The sequence below is a fragment of the Acidimicrobiales bacterium genome (genome assembly GCA_035531755.1).
In the GTDB taxonomy this organism is placed as follows: Bacteria; Actinomycetota; Acidimicrobiia; order Acidimicrobiales; family UBA8190; genus DATKSK01.
In genome coordinates this window covers 61,419-75,771 of the sequence record DATKSK010000054.1, presented here as the reverse complement: position 1 = coordinate 75,771, position 14,353 = coordinate 61,419, and the positions used below count along the sequence as shown (strand labels likewise).

The 14,353-nt window shown below is 70.3% G+C and carries 19 protein-coding genes and 1 tRNA gene; 18 read left to right on the top strand and 2 right to left on the bottom strand.

Annotated elements, in window-relative coordinates; translation table 11 throughout:
- Window positions 1-212: 212 nt before the first annotated feature.
- The 9 genes from VMV22_11375 (at window position 213) to VMV22_11335 (ending at window position 7,078) form a co-directional block, all read left to right on the top strand.
- Complete coding sequence (locus VMV22_11375; GenBank protein HUY22923.1) at window positions 213-1,049, top strand: flagellin; 837 nt, start codon at window positions 213-215, stop codon at window positions 1,047-1,049.
- Window positions 1,050-1,214: 165 nt separating this feature from the next.
- On the top strand, window positions 1,215-1,538 hold the full coding sequence (locus VMV22_11370; GenBank protein HUY22922.1) for a flagellar FlbD family protein: 324 nt from the start codon (window positions 1,215-1,217) through the stop codon (window positions 1,536-1,538).
- A complete protein-coding gene (locus VMV22_11365; GenBank protein ID HUY22921.1) occupies window positions 1,535-2,326 on the top strand; it encodes a MotA/TolQ/ExbB proton channel family protein in 792 nt (263 codons plus the stop codon). Before VMV22_11370 ends, VMV22_11365 begins: the two co-directional genes overlap by 4 nt.
- Window positions 2,323-3,132: a flagellar motor protein MotB gene (locus VMV22_11360; protein HUY22920.1), complete on the top strand. Its 810-nt coding sequence runs from the start codon at window positions 2,323-2,325 to the stop codon at window positions 3,130-3,132. The genes VMV22_11365 and VMV22_11360 overlap by 4 nt, the downstream gene beginning before the upstream one ends.
- A 5-nt stretch (window positions 3,133-3,137) precedes the next feature.
- Entirely contained in the window at window positions 3,138-3,662 is a 525-nt protein-coding gene (locus tag VMV22_11355) for a flagellar basal body-associated FliL family protein (protein ID HUY22919.1), read from the top strand.
- A 123-nt stretch (window positions 3,663-3,785) separates the two neighbouring features.
- Complete coding sequence (gene flgN / locus VMV22_11350) at window positions 3,786-4,262, top strand: flagellar export chaperone FlgN (GenBank protein ID HUY22918.1); 477 nt, start codon at window positions 3,786-3,788, stop codon at window positions 4,260-4,262.
- Window positions 4,263-4,277: 15 nt separating this feature from the next.
- Window positions 4,278-5,627 carry a flagellar hook-associated protein FlgK gene (flgK, locus tag VMV22_11345; protein HUY22917.1) on the top strand — a complete coding sequence of 450 codons (1,350 nt, stop codon included), beginning with the start codon at window positions 4,278-4,280 and terminating at the stop codon, window positions 5,625-5,627.
- A gap of 34 nt (window positions 5,628-5,661) precedes the next feature.
- Window positions 5,662-6,594, top strand: coding sequence for a flagellin (locus VMV22_11340; GenBank protein HUY22916.1), 933 nt, complete (start codon window positions 5,662-5,664; stop codon window positions 6,592-6,594).
- Between the two features lie 16 nt (window positions 6,595-6,610).
- Entirely contained in the window at window positions 6,611-7,078 is a 468-nt protein-coding gene (locus tag VMV22_11335; protein HUY22915.1) for a flagellar assembly protein FliW, read from the top strand.
- On the opposite strand, the gene csrA is transcribed toward VMV22_11335, so the two are convergent.
- Window positions 7,036-7,569, bottom strand: coding sequence for a carbon storage regulator CsrA (csrA, locus tag VMV22_11330; protein HUY22914.1), 534 nt, complete (start codon window positions 7,567-7,569; stop codon window positions 7,036-7,038). The two genes, VMV22_11335 and csrA, sit on opposite strands and share 43 nt — an antisense overlap.
- 159 nt (window positions 7,570-7,728) lie before the next feature.
- On the opposite strand from csrA, the gene VMV22_11325 reads away from it, so the two are divergent.
- Window positions 7,729-7,801, top strand: a tRNA-Thr gene (locus tag VMV22_11325).
- A gap of 38 nt (window positions 7,802-7,839) precedes the next feature.
- Here VMV22_11325 and VMV22_11320 read toward each other — a convergent pair.
- Window positions 7,840-8,754 (bottom strand): alpha/beta fold hydrolase, encoded by a 915-nt coding sequence (locus VMV22_11320; GenBank protein ID HUY22913.1) that lies wholly within the window; start codon window positions 8,752-8,754, stop codon window positions 7,840-7,842.
- A gap of 331 nt (window positions 8,755-9,085) precedes the next feature.
- Here VMV22_11320 and VMV22_11315 point away from each other — a divergent pair, with 331 nt between their 5' ends.
- From VMV22_11315 to folE, 8 genes are all read left to right on the top strand, one after another.
- Complete coding sequence (locus VMV22_11315) at window positions 9,086-9,559, top strand: hypothetical protein (GenBank protein HUY22912.1); 474 nt, start codon at window positions 9,086-9,088, stop codon at window positions 9,557-9,559.
- A gap of 91 nt (window positions 9,560-9,650) precedes the next feature.
- Window positions 9,651-10,229, top strand: a complete 579-nt coding sequence (locus tag VMV22_11310; GenBank protein HUY22911.1) for a sigma-70 family RNA polymerase sigma factor — start codon at window positions 9,651-9,653, stop codon at window positions 10,227-10,229.
- A gap of 11 nt (window positions 10,230-10,240) precedes the next feature.
- Window positions 10,241-10,522, top strand: coding sequence for a mycothiol system anti-sigma-R factor (gene rsrA / locus VMV22_11305; protein ID HUY22910.1), 282 nt, complete (start codon window positions 10,241-10,243; stop codon window positions 10,520-10,522).
- A gap of 267 nt (window positions 10,523-10,789) precedes the next feature.
- Window positions 10,790-10,999, top strand: a complete 210-nt coding sequence (locus VMV22_11300; GenBank protein HUY22909.1) for a hypothetical protein — start codon at window positions 10,790-10,792, stop codon at window positions 10,997-10,999.
- Between the two features lie 60 nt (window positions 11,000-11,059).
- Entirely contained in the window at window positions 11,060-12,151 is a 1,092-nt protein-coding gene (locus tag VMV22_11295; protein HUY22908.1) for a zinc-dependent metalloprotease, read from the top strand.
- Complete coding sequence (gene tilS, locus VMV22_11290; GenBank protein ID HUY22907.1) at window positions 12,151-13,086, top strand: tRNA lysidine(34) synthetase TilS; 936 nt, start codon at window positions 12,151-12,153, stop codon at window positions 13,084-13,086. The genes VMV22_11295 and tilS overlap by 1 nt, the downstream gene beginning before the upstream one ends.
- Window positions 13,087-13,135: 49 nt before the next feature.
- On the top strand, window positions 13,136-13,696 hold the full coding sequence (gene hpt / locus VMV22_11285; protein ID HUY22906.1) for a hypoxanthine phosphoribosyltransferase: 561 nt from the start codon (window positions 13,136-13,138) through the stop codon (window positions 13,694-13,696).
- Between the two features lie 42 nt (window positions 13,697-13,738).
- On the top strand, window positions 13,739-14,317 hold the full coding sequence (gene folE / locus VMV22_11280; protein HUY22905.1) for a GTP cyclohydrolase I FolE: 579 nt from the start codon (window positions 13,739-13,741) through the stop codon (window positions 14,315-14,317).
- The last annotated feature ends 36 nt before the right edge of the window (window positions 14,318-14,353 follow it).

The window sequence follows — 14,353 nt, the reverse complement described above, 5'->3', positions numbered from 1 at the left end:
CGCGACGCGCGCCTCGGACGTGCCGTCCGGGGTGGCCCGACCAGGGGTCGGCGAGGCCGGGGGATCTCCCCACGGGGGCTCAGGGAATCTCCTCAAGTATTCGTGCCCTCGGGCCGAAGAATGGTGTCGTCCCAACCGGCCCACATCGGACCGGGGGGTCGCACATGCCAAAGAGCTCCACGGATGGAGCTTGAAACCCAAGGAGGAAACGGATGTCTTCCCTCGTTGTCAACACGAACGAGTCGGCGATCAACGCGTACAACAACCTGAATCAGACCGACCAGGCGATGACCAAGGCGATCTCGGAGCTGTCTTCCGGTCTCCAGATCCAAACCGCTGCCGACAACCCTGCCGGCTACGTCGTGGCCGAGGGCCTGCAGTCGCAGTCCAACGGCTTCTCGCAGGCGATCTCCAACGCGCAGGCGGGTGTGTCGCTGATCCAGACGGCGAGCGGTGCCCTGAACCAGATCACCTCGATCCTGCAGACGATGAACCAGCTCGCGCTGAGCTCGGCCAACGGTGCCACCAACGACACCGGGTCGCTGAACGCCAACGAGCAGGAGTTCGCGGCTCTGCAGAACCAGATCGACCAGATCGCCACCACCACGTCCTACGGGACGAAGGCCCTGCTCGACGGCACCTTCTCGAACCAGAGCCTGCAGGTGGGTGCGTTCAACAACTCCAACCAGGAGCTCACGCTGACGATCGGTGCCGCCACCACCGGCGCGCTCGGTGTTTCGGCGTCAGTGGTCAGCGTCGGCTCGCAGGCGAGCGCCCAGGCGGCCATCACGGCGGTCCAGTCGGCCATCAGCACGGTTGCCTCGGTGGAAGCCAACGTCGGCGCCACCCAGAACCAGCTGTCGGTGGTCGTGGCCAACCTGACAGTCGGCCAGCAGAACCTGCAGGCTGCCTACTCGGGGTTGGTCGACGTGAACTTCGCCCAGGAGACGACCCAGTTCACGACGGACCAGATCCTGATGCAGTCTGGTGTGGCCATGTTGAGCCAGGCCCAGCAGACGTCGGGCATGGTCCTGAAGCTCCTCGGCTAGTCGGCTCAGGGACCCGACCCCCGGGGACGAGCAATCGTCCCCGGGGGGAGGTCCCGACCTCGAGCCGCGTCGAGTTCGAACTGAGCCTGCCGGGCCGCCTCGCGATGTCGCGGGGCACCGGAGTGAGCCGGCCCTCACCGCCGGCTCTCGACCATTGGAGGACCGATGATCTACCTCGCGCGCTTTCACGGCGGCGAGCGAATCGCGATCAACCCTGACCTGATCGAGCGGATCGAGGAGACCCCGGACACCGTCATCACGCTGACCAGCGGCGCCAAGCACGTCGTCGGAGAGTCCATGGACGAGGTCATCGAGAGGTTCCGGGCGTTTCGCGCTTCGACGCTCGCGCTCGCCGTCAGGATGGCCGAACCGTCAGAGGTCGCGTGCGTCACCCATCTCCGCGTCCTCAGAGGAGGTGCCGACAGCCGCACCGGTGCCAAGGACACCTGCGACCAGGGCACCCATGAGCCGAGGGGCGCGGAGCGATGAAGCTGGACCGGATGACGCCGATCGCCGTGGGGGGTGCCCTCGCCGCGGTCTTCCTCTCGATGATCGTCGACGGATCGAGCCCCACGCTGCTGTTCAAACCGGCGCCGATCATCCTGGTCTTCGGGGGCACCTTCGCCGCCGCCGCCGCCGGTTTCATGAAGACCGACGTCAAGAAGATCAAGAACGTGATCAAGGCCGCCCTCGGCGTTCCTGAGGACGACCCCAACGACGAGATCGGCAAGCTCGTGAGCTTGGCCGAACTGGCGCGCCGCGACGGGCTCCTGGCGCTCGACAAGGCTTCGGAGGGCGTCGAGGACCCCTTCTTCCGCCGCGGCCTCGAGATGACCGCCGACGGTGTGGACCCCGAGGAGATCCAGGAGATCCTGGAGGGCGAGATCATCGCCCTGAAGGAGCGCCACCGGATGGGCGCCAAGTTCTTCGGCGACATGGGCGGCTTCTCCCCGACGCTCGGGATCATCGGCACGGTCATCGGCCTGATCCACGTGCTCGCCAACCTGTCGAACCCGAACGTCATCGGTCCGGCCATCGGGTCGGCCTTCACCGCCACGCTCTGGGGCGTCCTCGCCGCCAACCTGCTCTGGCTGCCGGTGTCCAACAAGCTCAAGCGCGCGTCCGAGATCGAAGTCCACCACAAGCGCATGGTCCTCGAAGGCCTGCTGGCGATCCAGGCCGGCAGCAGCCCGAGGCTCATCCAGGCGCGCCTGCAGTCGTTCCTGGCCGCGGAGGAGCGCAGCTCCAGCCCCCGATCGTCGAGGGAGGCGGCGTGAGACGGCGCCTGGCCGCCGAGGCCGAGGCCGAGGAGGTCGAGAATTCGGAGCGCTGGCTGCTGACGTATGCCGACATGATCACGCTGCTGCTCGCCCTGTTCATCGTGCTCTTCGCCGTGAGCACCATCAACTCCAAGAAGTTCGAGGCCCTGGCCCTCGGGTTCAAGCAGAGCTTCTCCCCCAATCCCGGAGTCCTCCCGTCGAGCAACGGTGTGGAGCAGTACGACAGCCTGACGCCCACCGCCGGCCCCCGGCAGGTCCAGCAGCACCCGAGCATCACCACGCCCGCGAAGCAGCCGACCGCCGCGGCGAAGGCCTCGTTGTCCGCCTCCCAGGAGTCCCAGCTCCAGTCGATCGGTCAGCAGGTCCAGAAGGCGTCGAACGCCAAGGGCCTGCAGGGAGTGCTCACGACCTCGCTCTCGACCCGAGGCCTGGTCGTGCAGGTCCTGACCGACAAGGTGTTCTTCGCCAGCGACTCGGGGAACCTCGAGCCCGAGGGCCAGTCGGTGATCGACGCCGTGGCGTCGGTTCTTCGCAGCGTCCCCAATGGCATCGAGGTGGAGGGCTACACCGACAACCAGCCCATCACGGGTGGTCCCTACAGCTCGAACGAAGAGCTCAGCGCGGTGCGGGCGGCCAGCGTCGCCACCCGGCTCTCGCGGCAGGACGGCATCGACCCGAACCGCCTGGCGGCGACGGGGTTCGGCGACACCCATCCCCTGATGCCCAACGACACCCCGGCCGATCGTGCCCTCAACCGCCGGATCGACATCGTCATCCTGACCGCAGGGGCAGACCAACCATGAGCGCCATGGCCGCAGATCAGGGCACGCGTGCCACGCTCCCGGCGGATGCCGAGAACGCCGCCGACAAGGGCGCCGACAAGGGCGCCGACAAAGACGGCAAGGACGGCAAGCCCAAGAAGAGCAAGAAGAAGCTGATCATCATCCTCGTGGTCCTGCTCGTGGTCGGGTTCGAGGCCAAGTCGATGCTGCTCAAGCCGCACTACAAGCCAGGGCAGGCCGTGCCCGCGGGGACCATCCTCCCCCTGGACCAGCTCACGGTGAACATGTCGGACGGCCACCTCGTGCAAGCCTCGATCTCCCTGCAGCTCACGACACTGGCGGCGAAGACGACGTCCACCGACGTCCCCCGCTTCGACGACGCCGCCATCACGGTCCTCGGGGCGCAGACCTACGACCAGCTGCTCGCCCCGGGGGGGCGCACATCGGTCAAGGCGCAGATCCTGAAGCTGTGCCAGGGCATCGCACCGGAGGTCGACGGCGCCGCCGAACAGGTGAGCGCCGTGTACTTCACGAGCTTCGTCGTGCAGTGACCCCCGGCGGCACGCGTCCGGTGACCCTCAGCGGCAAGCGCACGCTCACGCTCGGTGAGCTCGAAGTTTCGGCGCCGAGTCCTTCACCCCGAGGCGGATCCCGCCGATAGCTCCGAAATGGGATTGAACGCCCTCGTCGTCTGTCTGTTCGAAGAGAGCGAAGCTCTTGAACACCTCGCGTTCAGGCTCGAGCAGGAGCAGCTGGTGTTGCTGGCCGGCAAGCCCCGGCTGCTGGCCCGCAACAACGCCGAGTTCGAGGAGGCCGTGAAGGGTCTCGACGTCATCAGTCGTCGTCGCGAACAACTGGTCGCCGCTGTGGCCGCCGAGATGAGGCTGACACCGACCCCGACGCTCGGCGCGCTGGCCGAGGCGGCCCAGGACGAGGACGAGCGTCGTGTCCTCGAGGAGCGCCGGCAGGTCATGCGTGCGCTGGTGGACCGGATCAACGACTTGTGCGCCAGGAACCGGGAGATCCTGGCCCGCAACCTGGCCGCCACCTCCGATGCGCTCGCGCTCCTCGGAGACGGCCCGTCCTACACCGCGATGGCGACGACGTCGGTGGTGGCACCCCGCCCCCGCATGCTCGACGCCACCGCATAGGGATCGGGACGCGTCATGGGAGACCTCGCACTGAGTATCGCCGCGTCGGGCCTCGACGCCCAGCAGGCGGCGATGGACGCCATTTCCCAGAACCTCACCAATGCCAACACTCCTGGCTACGTCGCGGAGCGTGCGCAGCTCACGACGAATCCCGGCGGCGACCTGATCGGGGTGGGGGACGGCGTCCGGACCGTGGGCGTGACCCAGAGCAACGACGGGCTCCTGGCCACCAACGCGCTGCAGACCCAGGGCGCCCTGTCGCAGAGCACAGCCTTGCAGCAGGTCCTTCAGGGCGCACAGGGGGTGTTTCCCGAGCCGAGCTCGTCGGGGATCGCCGCGGACCTGTCCAGCTTCTGGCAGTCGTGGGACGCCATCAGTCAGAACCCGTCGAATCTCGCTCCCCGGACCGAGACCGTGGCGCTCGCGCAGAACCTCGTCTCGGACCTGCAGCAGGCCGCGCAGCAGCTCAACAGCCTGCAGGTCAACGCGCAGTCACAGGTGACGTCATCGGTCGCCCAGGCCAACATCGTGCTGAAGCAGGTGGCCACGCTCAACGGGCAGATCACGGCGACCGAGGGTTCGGGCTCATCGGCCAACGCCCTCATCGACCAGCGCAACCAGCTCATGAACACGCTCGCCACGACGATCGGGGCCGTCGCCGTCCCGCAGACCGACGGCACGGTCAACGTCGACATCGGGGGGGTGACCCTGGTGCAGGGCGCGTGGAACGACACCATCACGACGACCGGGGGCACGGGGAACATGAGCCTGGTGGCCAACACCAGCGGCGTCACCATCCCATCCTCCGCCGGGAGCGTCTCGGGCCAATTGGCGGCCGTCAACCAGTACCTGCCCGGCTACCAGTCCAAGCTCGACGCCGTCGCCAACGACCTGGCCTCCACGGTGAACGCCCAGTTGAGCGCCGGGTTCACCGCGACCGGCGCCTCCGGTGCTGCGGACCCGCTGTTCCAGGGGTCGGGCGCCGCCGGGCTCAGCGTCAACGCCGCCATCGTGAGCGACCCCCAGCTGCTGGCGGCGTCCGACACCGGCACGATGCCCGACGCCACCAACAACGGTGCCAACGCGCAAGCCATGGCCGAGCTCTACAACGCGCCGGTGGGCCCTGACCAGCAGTACCAGTCGCTCATCCAGGGGATGGGCGCACAGGTGCAGGCCGTGAACAACCAGGTGCAGGCGCAGACGTCGGTGGCGACCACGGCGCAGGAGAACCTGCAGTCGGTCGTGGGAGTCAACACCAATGACCAGATGGTGCAGATGCTGACGTTCCAGCAGGCCTATCAGGCGTCCGCCAAGCTGATCAGCACCGTCAGCACCATGATGCAGGCCCTCATCCAGGCATCATGACGACGACGGCCGGAATGAGAACGAGGAGCGAATCGTGACTGACGTCATGGGGTCCGCGGCGATCTCCTACACGCCGACGATCATCGCCGACCAGTTGATCTCGGGGCTCGACAACTCCCAGGCGCAACAGGCGACGCTCGAGACGCAGCTGTCCACGGGCGACATGATCAACCAACCGTCGGACAACCCGGCGGGCGCCGCCGCCCTCCTGCAGCTCAACGGCAGCCTGGCTCGTGCCAAGCAGTACGCCTCGAACGCCAACGACGGATCCGGTTGGCTGTCCCTCGGCAACTCGACGATGAACCAGATCGTGTCGGCGCTGCAACAGGCTCAACAGGTGGTGGAGTCGGTGAGCGGCGCCAGTCTGTCGAACCAGCCCGGTGCGCTCCAGGGGCTCGCCACCCAGGTGGCATCGGCCCGCCAGGAGCTCATCAACCTCGCCAACACGACCTACGGGGGCCAGGCGATCTTCGCCGGCACCGCCAGCGTGGCCCAGGCGTACGACCAGAACGGCAATTACGTCGGCGGGGGATCGGCTCCGACGCGGACGGTCGCCCCGGGCGAGCAGGTGGCGGTGGCGCTCACCGGCGATCAGATCTTCGGCTCTGGGTCCAGTGGCCTCCTCGCCAGCAACGGCATCCTGGCGCAGATCACCCAGGACCTGCAGGCGGGGACGACGTCGTCGCTCAACAACGTCCAGACCACCGATCTGCAGGCGCTCAGCCAGGCGATCTCGCAGGTGACGACGCAGGCAGCGCAGATGGGCGCCAATTACCAGCGGATACAGGCGTTCTTGAACCAGGCGACCAACACCCAGCAGGTGCTGCAGGCGCAGATGTCCGGCATCGACGGCACGGACGTCGCCAAGGTGAGCACCCAACTCGCGCAGGCGCAGCAGTCGTACCAGGCTGCGTTGTGGGCAACGTCGCAGCTTTCGCAGCAATCGCTCGTGCAGTTCCTAGGATGACTGGAGAAGCGCACGCATGTTGATCACACGAATCCGGCCTGGCGAGCAGGCGGTGGAGACCGAAGCACCGACGGCAGGCGCCGGCCCCGGGCTCCCCGACCGCGCCGTCCTCGACTTCGCCGGCGGCCTCCCGGGCTTCCCTGGCGCGCGTGGCTTCCGGCTCGAGATGCTCGCGCCCGAGTACGGCCCGTTCTTCCTGATGCGGTCGGTCGACCAGGCCGAGATCTGCTTCGTCGTGACGGTGGCGGGGGCCCTGTTCCCCGAGTACACGGTCACGATCGACGAGCAGCACGTGGCGAGCCTCGGACTGGCGTCGGTGGACGACGCCGTCGTGCTCTGCATCATCACCCTGGGCGAACGGCCGACCGCCAACCTCCTCGGCCCCCTGGTGGTGAACCGGCAGACGCAGGCGGCCGCCCAGGTGGTGCAGTACGAGTCGGGCTACCGAGCCTCGGAGCCGCTCGCGCCCCGATCGGAGCCCTGACCGGCGTCGCCGGCGCCACGGGGGGGCTCCGACCCCTCCGGCCCGGTGGCGACCTGCTCGCGCAGGACCGACGTGAGCCCCGTGACTCCCTCGGCGGAGACCGCGGCGGCCCGCAGGTTGGCTTGCTGGATCTCGAGGTACACCTCCTCGCGGTGCACTTCGACGTCCGACGGTGCGTCGATCCCGATCCGCACCTTGTCTCCCGCCACGACGATCACGGTGACCTTGATGTCATGGCCGATCATGACGCCCTCACCGGCACGACGACCCAGCACTAGCACCGTGCCGACCCCGCTGGCTGCCACGCGCGCCCGGGCCCCGGCAGGCACCGGCAGCCGAAGGCGTCGCCTGCGGGCGGTGTCTCCTCTTCCGTGAAATGAAGCATCGTCCCTCCGTGGAATCCGGGCACAGGCTACCGGGTCCGCCTTTTCCGGCGGCGCTTCTGCGCCTCCGGCGGGTCGGGGCGGTTCGTGGCCCGGCGGGCCGGGCATCGATCGGGCCCACGTCGCCGGGTCGGCTCCCGGTCCGTACCGCCCTGACCAGGGACGGCACCGCCGGTGCTGATTGCCGGCTGTGCCATGATGAAAAGCGTCGCGGAGTGCAGGACCGGCGGTGGGCCGCACCTCCGCCCGAGGGGCGCTCCTCCTCGTGCCTGGGTAGCTCAGCTGGTAGAGCAGCGCATTCGTAATGCGCAGGTCAGGGGTTCGAGTCCCCTCCCAGGCTCCGTCGACGCGTGCGCGTCCCCGCCCCGGTGGACGATCTCATGGCCCTGACCCCTGGTGCAGCAGGGCGCGCAATTCCTCAGGGGTGAACGCGCTGGGCTCGGTGGTGCGCATGAAGTCGGTGAGGATCTCCACGAATCGGGCCGGCTCCTCCACGTGGGGGAAGTGGCCCACCCCCTGCATCACCTCCAGCCTGCTGTCCGGAAGGGCGTCGTGGGCGGCGTAGGCGTGATGGACCGGGATCATCCTGTCCCGGTCGCCCCACACGATGAGCGTGGGCATGTGCGCCGCCAGGTAGAGACGGTCGATGGCGCTCACCGACTGTCCGCCGGGATCGATCACGGCGCGCATGGTCCGGACGAAGGCCTGGCGGTTGTCGGCCTCGGTCAGTGACCGGTAGGAACGCCACATCTCCCCCACCTCGGGATTGCGGATGCCGTGCGACCGGAAGAACCCGGCGACGGCGTCCCCCCACTCGCGTGCGAAGCCCGGGAACAGCAGCGGCATCACGTACTCGCTCCCCGGCAGGGTGATGAGGCGCAGGATCCAGCTGACCTCCCGGCCCAGGCCACCGGCGTCGACGAGCACCAGTCGCTCGCAGCGTTCGGGGAACTGGTAGGCGAGCTGCATCGCCACGCCGCCGCCGAACGACTGCCCGACAACGGTGGCCCGGTCGATGTCGAGCAGGTGCAGCAGGTCGCGCATGGCGCTGGCATGGTTGCCGAGCGAATAGTCACCGAGTGGCTTGGCGGACTTGCCGTGGCCCAGGAAGTCCGGTGCCAGCACCGAGAACTCGGATCGCAGCAGCCGCATGGCCGGGAGCCAGGTCCGGGAACTGCCGGCGATGCCGTGGAGCAGCACGAGCACCGGCCCCTGCCCGCCACGCCGGTAGCCGACGTCGTAGCCGTGGATGGACACGCGCTGGATCGGAAAGTCCTCGTCGTGGGCTGCCATGGCTCCATTGCGCGTCCCCCCCGCCGGCGGCGTCGAGGGCCGAAGTACCCCATTCGCGCCCCGGGAGTCGCGGCGCCCGCGCCGGCCGGGGAGGCGAAGCGCCCCGTGGTCCCCGTCGAACCGGCCCCTGAGGCCGACGCCCGGAGGAGGGCGGCCCCCCCGGTCCCGTCGCGCCCGGCTCGGACGGTGACGTTCCAGTTGTGCGGGAGTTGACCTGCGCTTGGACGTCCGGTGAGGGTCGGGCGCCACCATGGGAAGCGAGGGGGGCACGTCGCCGAGGCTTCTGGTCTCGGCGGCGCGCGGACGGCGACAGCCGGGACGGGGGTCCGCTATGAGCGTCACGATTCCGTCCGGCGTCCACGAGGATGCCGGAGCACGCGGGGGGCACAGCAGGGACCGGGCCGAGGAGCTCGTCGCGGCCGTGGTGTACCTGGCCGCCGCCAAGAACACCTACGGCACCCTGCCCTACCGCCGGGCGCTGCGACGGGTCGGCGACGCCTGGCCGCAGGCCGTCGTCATGGACGCCGACGGGTGCGGCTTCGCCTCGCGTGCCGACTGGCACCTGCGCTGGCCGTTCATCCGGGACGGCATCGACTGCCTCGTGGTGCTGGCCGAGGACGACGGCACGATCAGCCACGACACCTGGCTGGAGCTGCGCGACGCATCGGACGCGGAGGTGCCGTGCTGGATCGTCACCGCCGACGCCGACCTGGTGCCGGTCACGGTGGTGAGCTTCCGGCTCTACCCGACCGGGGCCCGGACCGACCGCCGCTGGGCACGCGCCGAGGTGTCGCCGGGCGCCTGACCGCACCCCGAGGGCTGCCCGGGACGGTGCCGTCGCGCCCACCTGCGGTGGCGCGGCACCGTCGCCACACCCACTGACTATGGTGCTGCTCATGGCAGACCGGCTGCGCTTCGCAGAGCTCGCCATGCCGCACATGCAGGCGCTGTACACCGCGGCCCTGCGGATGACGCGCAACCCGGCGGACGCCGAGGACCTCGTCCAGGAGACCTTCCTGAAGGCGTACCGCGCCTTCGACCGCTACGAGGACGGCACGAACCTGAAGGCGTGGCTCTACAAGATCCTCACCAACACGTTCATCAACAGCTACCGCGCCGCCAAGCGGCGACCGGAGAAGGCCGACGTCGAGGACGTCGAGGACCTCTACATGTACCACCGCATCGGGGCCCTGCAGGCGAGCGGCGCCGGCCGATCGGCCGAAGACGAGGTGTTCGAGCACTTCACCGACGACGAAGTGAAGAAGGCGATCGAGTCGCTCCCCGAGGCGTTCCGCATCGCCGTCCTCCTGGCGGACGTGGAAGGCTTCTCCTACAAGGAGATCGCCGACATCACCGAGGTACCCATCGGCACGGTCATGAGCAGGATCCACCGGGGAAGAAAGGCCCTGCAGAAGGCGTTGATGGATTTTGCAGTGGCGCGGGGCCTGGTCGGCTCCACCGAGGCCGGGCATTAGCCTCGGGGCTGATGGGAGGAACCGAGATGGGGTCCGGTGAGTCCGGCTTCGACTGCAACGAGACGATCGAGCGGCTCTACCACTATCTCGACGGTGAGCTCACCGACGAGCGACGCGCGGAGATCAAGGATCACCTCGACGAGTGCTCGCCGTGTCTCGACGCATTCGACTTCGAGGCCGAGCTCCGATCCGTGGTCGCCAATCGCTGCAAGGACCACGTCCCCGACGCCTTGCGCCAGCGGGTCCGCGACGCCCTCCTCGAGGAGGAGCGCCGGGAGCGTTCGGGCGGCTGATCCCACCCCGGTGCGCTGACCGCGCCGGACCGCCCGCCCGTCGTCGCTCGGCCCCGGACGGCTCCCGCCGCCCCGTAGCAGGTCACCGACCGCTAGTCGGGCCCGTCTCCCGCCCCGGCCCGGCTGTGCCCGCCAGATCGAGCCTCCTTGCTGGGCCTCCGGGCAAATCACAACGGATGCACAACGACAAGGCCGGTCGCTCACGCCCCCCGCCCCGCCGGTCGATAGGGAAGCAACACAGACCCGACGGCGGGAGGTTCAGGGGGCATGGAAGACCGCACCGAATTGGGGGGCGATCAGTCGATCGGAGCGACGGCGTTCACCGGCCACGGCCGGCCGTCGCGCACCTTCGCCCGAGGCCGGGTGTGTGCCGAGCCCGGTTGCGACACCAAGTTGTCGATCTACAACGACGACGAGTTCTGCTGCCTGCACGTCAGCCCGAGCACACCCAGGCTGCGGGGCAAGAAGATCGCCTGACGGGTCGCACCGGCCACGGCCGGGCGCACCTCGGGCGTGCCGGCTCCCTACACTGGGGCGGTGACCAGCCCCGTGTCGTGGGACGTGGCCGAACGCGTGGCCACGTGGGTCGGCTCCCGGAGCTCGCTTTTGGGCCCGCCCGGCGCCGGCACCCTCGATGCCGCCACGACGGCCCAGCTGGAGGCCGACTTCTCCGAGGCCACGGCGATGGCCGAGGGCCTCGTGATCGAGGCCACCGGGCTCCGGCCCGCCACCGGCAGCGCCGGCGCCCTGGTCCTCGACCGGGCGGGATGGGTGCGGGCCAACCTGGCCTCGTTCCGCCGCCTGCTCGAGCCCATGCTCGAGCAGTTCGACACCTCCTCGCTGCGCGGCCCCCTCGGCGGCGCCGCCGGCACGGCGACGGGCGCCCAGCTCGGCCTCGTCCTCGGCTGGATGGCCACCCGGGTCCTCGGGCAGTACGACCTCCTCCTGGCCGAGGCCGAGGACACCGGCGGCGTGGTGTCCTACGTGGGCCCGAACGTGGTGGCCCTCGAGCGCCGCCACGGCTTTCCCGCCAAGCAGTTCCGCCTGTGGATCGCGCTGCACGAGGTCACCCACCGCTGCCAGTTCACGGGCGTCCCGTGGCTGCGGGGCCACTTCCTCTCCCTCGTCGACCAGGCCATGACGGGCATGACCCCCGACCCGCGCCGGTTCGCCGAGGCGCTGCGCCGGGCGGCGGGGGCGGTGCGGGCCGGGCAGAACCCGCTGCAGGATGCCGGGATGCTGGGCCTCGTCGCTCCGCCCGAGCAGCTCGAGGTGATCGCCCGCATCCAGTCGATGATGAGCCTGCTGGAGGGGCACGGCGACATCACCATGGACCGGGCCGGGGCCGACGCCGTGCCCGACGCGGCGTGGTTCTCCCGGGTCCTGCGCGAGCGCCGCCGCCGGGCCGGCCTGGCCTCCCGCGTGCTGCAGCAGCTCGTGGGGATCGAGGCCAAGATGCGCCAGTACGAGCAGGGCGAGCGCTTCATCCGCGCCGTGGAGGCCTCGGGTGGCCCGGGGCTGCTCTCCCGGGTGTGGGAAGGCCCGGAGATGCTGCCCACCATGGACGAGATCCGCCATCCCGACACCTGGGTGGCGCGCGTCGGCCCCGCCCGCCTCGCCACCGGCTGATGCCCGGCGAGGTCCCGGCGCCGCCCGGCGCGCCCGGCGCGCCGGTGCCCGGCGTCACGGTGGAGGAGCTCCTGGACCGCTGCACCTTCCCGTCCGCCGGCACCGCCCTCCCCTGCGCGGTGTCCGGGGGTGCCGACTCGCTGGCGCTGCTGGCCCTGGCCGTGGCGGCCGGGTGCGACGCCACCGCCGTCCACGTCGACCACGGGTTGCGGACCGGGTCGGACGCCGAAGCCGCGGTGGTGGCCGCCGCCGCCGCCCGCCTCGGGGCCCGGTTCCAGGCCGTCCGGGTGCAGGTCGACCCCGGTCCCAACCTCGAGGCCCGTGCCCGGGCGGCCCGCCTGGCCGTGCTGCCGGCGGGGTCGGCCACCGGGCACACCATGGACGACCAGGCGGAGACGGTCCTGGTGAACCTCCTGCGGGGGGCCGGTCTCGACGGGTTGGCGGGGATGCGGCCCGGCTCCGGGCACCCCCTGCTCGGCATCCGCCGGGCCGACACCCGGGCGCTGTGCGCGGTCCTCGGGCTCACGCCGGTGGACGACCCCAGCAACGCCGACCCCCGCTTCGTGCGCAACCGCGTGCGCCACGAGCTGCTGCCGCTCGCCTGTGCCGTGGCCGGGCGCGACCTCGTGCCCGTGCTCGCCCGGCAGGCCCAGATCGTGGGGGCGGAGGCCGCCCTGCTCGACGCGCTGGCGGCCGCCATCGACGTCGCCGACGCCTCGGCGCTCGCCGCCGCGCCGGCCCCGCTCGCACGGCGCGCCGCGCGCCGGTGGCTGCGGGGGGCCGCCGAGCACCCGCCGGACCTCGCCGCCGTGGACCGGGTCCTGGCTGTCGCCCGGGGCCAGATGTCCGCCACCGACGTGGCCCCGGGCGTGCGCGTCCGCCGCCGACGCGGGTCGCTGTCGTCGGCCCCGGTCGCCCACGGAGCGGTCCGGTAGTCTCGCCGTCGATGACCGAGGGGAGCCCGATGGGCACGCCGGCCCGACGGTGACGGCCGACCGCTGGCGCGACGACCCCGACCTCGGCAGGGTGGTCGTCACCGAGGACATCCTGCAGAAGCGGGTGGTGGAGCTCGGTGACCAGCTCACCGCCGACTACGACGACAGGCCGCCGCTCCTGGTCGGGGTCCTGAAGGGCGCGTTCGTGTTCATGAGCGACCTGGCGCGCGCCATCCGGCTCCCCGTCGAGGTCGACGTCATGGCGGTGGCCTCGTACGGGTCGGCGACGACCACGAGCGGCGTGGTGCGCATCGTGAAGGACCTCGACTCCGACCTCACCGACCGCCACGTCCTCGTGGTGGAGGACATCGTCGACAGCGGCCTCACGCTCTCCTACCTGCGCCGCAGCCTCCTGGCCCGCCAGCCCGCCAGCCTCGAGGTGTGCGCGCTGCTGGTCAAGGAGGGCCGCCAGCGGGCCAAGCTCGACCTGAGGTACGTCGGGTTCCACATCCCTCCGGACTTCGTGGTGGGTTACGGGCTCGACGTCGCCGAGCGCTACCGCAACGTGCCCGACATCCGCGTCTACCAGGGTCCGGTCCGTGTCGACTGACCCACGACCGTCGAGCGATCCACGACCGTCGACTGCGGGCCGGTGGCGGCGGTGAGCGTGGACGTCGAGCGCGTCGAGCGACTGGTGCGCGAGCTGCTCGAGGCGATCGGCGAGGACCCCGGCCGCGACGGGCTCCTGGCCACGCCGCGTCGGGTGGCGGCCATGTACGAGGAGCTGTTCTCGGGCCTCGACGACGACCCCGGCCGCCATCTCACGGTCACCTTCGCCGCCGAACACGACGAGATGGTGATGGTGCGCGACATCGCCTTCGCCTCGCTGTGCGAGCACCACATGGTGCCGTTCATCGGGAAGGTGCACGTCGGGTACATCCCTGGCGAGGACGGCCGGGTCACGGGCCTGTCGAAACTGGCGCGCCTCGTCGACGCCTACGCGCACCGCCTCCAGGTCCAGGAGCGCATGACGACGCAGATCGCCGACACCATGGAGAAGGTGCTGTCGCCGCGCGGCGTGCTCGTGGTGGTGGAGGCCGAGCACCTGTGCATGTCCATGCGGGGCGTCAAGAAGCCAGGGACGCTCACCATCACCTCGGCGGTCCGCGGGTTGTTCCGGGACGACCCCCGGACCCGGGCCGAGGCGATGCAGTACGTGCACGGCCGCTGACCGCCCCACCGGCGCCACCCCGCGAGCCCCGGGTGG

Bases quoted from the DNA above. Each gene is read 5' to 3' on its own strand.
- rsrA (HUY22910.1), top strand. From the start codon at position 10,241: ATGGGAGGAACCGAGATGGGGTCCGGTGAGTCCGGCTTCGACTGCAAC.
- VMV22_11375 (HUY22923.1), top strand. From the start codon at position 213: ATGTCTTCCCTCGTTGTCAACACGAACGAGTCGGCGATCAACGCGTAC.
- VMV22_11355 (HUY22919.1), top strand. From the start codon at position 3,138: ATGGCCGCAGATCAGGGCACGCGTGCCACGCTCCCGGCGGATGCCGAG.
- VMV22_11315 (HUY22912.1), top strand. From the start codon at position 9,086: ATGAGCGTCACGATTCCGTCCGGCGTCCACGAGGATGCCGGAGCACGC.
- VMV22_11365 (HUY22921.1), top strand. From the start codon at position 1,535: ATGAAGCTGGACCGGATGACGCCGATCGCCGTGGGGGGTGCCCTCGCC.
- flgK (HUY22917.1), top strand. From the start codon at position 4,278: ATGGGAGACCTCGCACTGAGTATCGCCGCGTCGGGCCTCGACGCCCAG.
- VMV22_11310 (HUY22911.1), top strand. From the start codon at position 9,651: ATGGCAGACCGGCTGCGCTTCGCAGAGCTCGCCATGCCGCACATGCAG.
- csrA (HUY22914.1), bottom strand. From the start codon at position 7,569: ATGCCCGGCCCGCCGGGCCACGAACCGCCCCGACCCGCCGGAGGCGCA.
- VMV22_11370 (HUY22922.1), top strand. From the start codon at position 1,215: ATGATCTACCTCGCGCGCTTTCACGGCGGCGAGCGAATCGCGATCAAC.
- tilS (HUY22907.1), top strand. From the start codon at position 12,151: ATGCCCGGCGAGGTCCCGGCGCCGCCCGGCGCGCCCGGCGCGCCGGTG.
- VMV22_11335 (HUY22915.1), top strand. From the start codon at position 6,611: ATGTTGATCACACGAATCCGGCCTGGCGAGCAGGCGGTGGAGACCGAA.
- VMV22_11300 (HUY22909.1), top strand. From the start codon at position 10,790: ATGGAAGACCGCACCGAATTGGGGGGCGATCAGTCGATCGGAGCGACG.
- VMV22_11320 (HUY22913.1), bottom strand. From the start codon at position 8,754: ATGGCAGCCCACGACGAGGACTTTCCGATCCAGCGCGTGTCCATCCAC.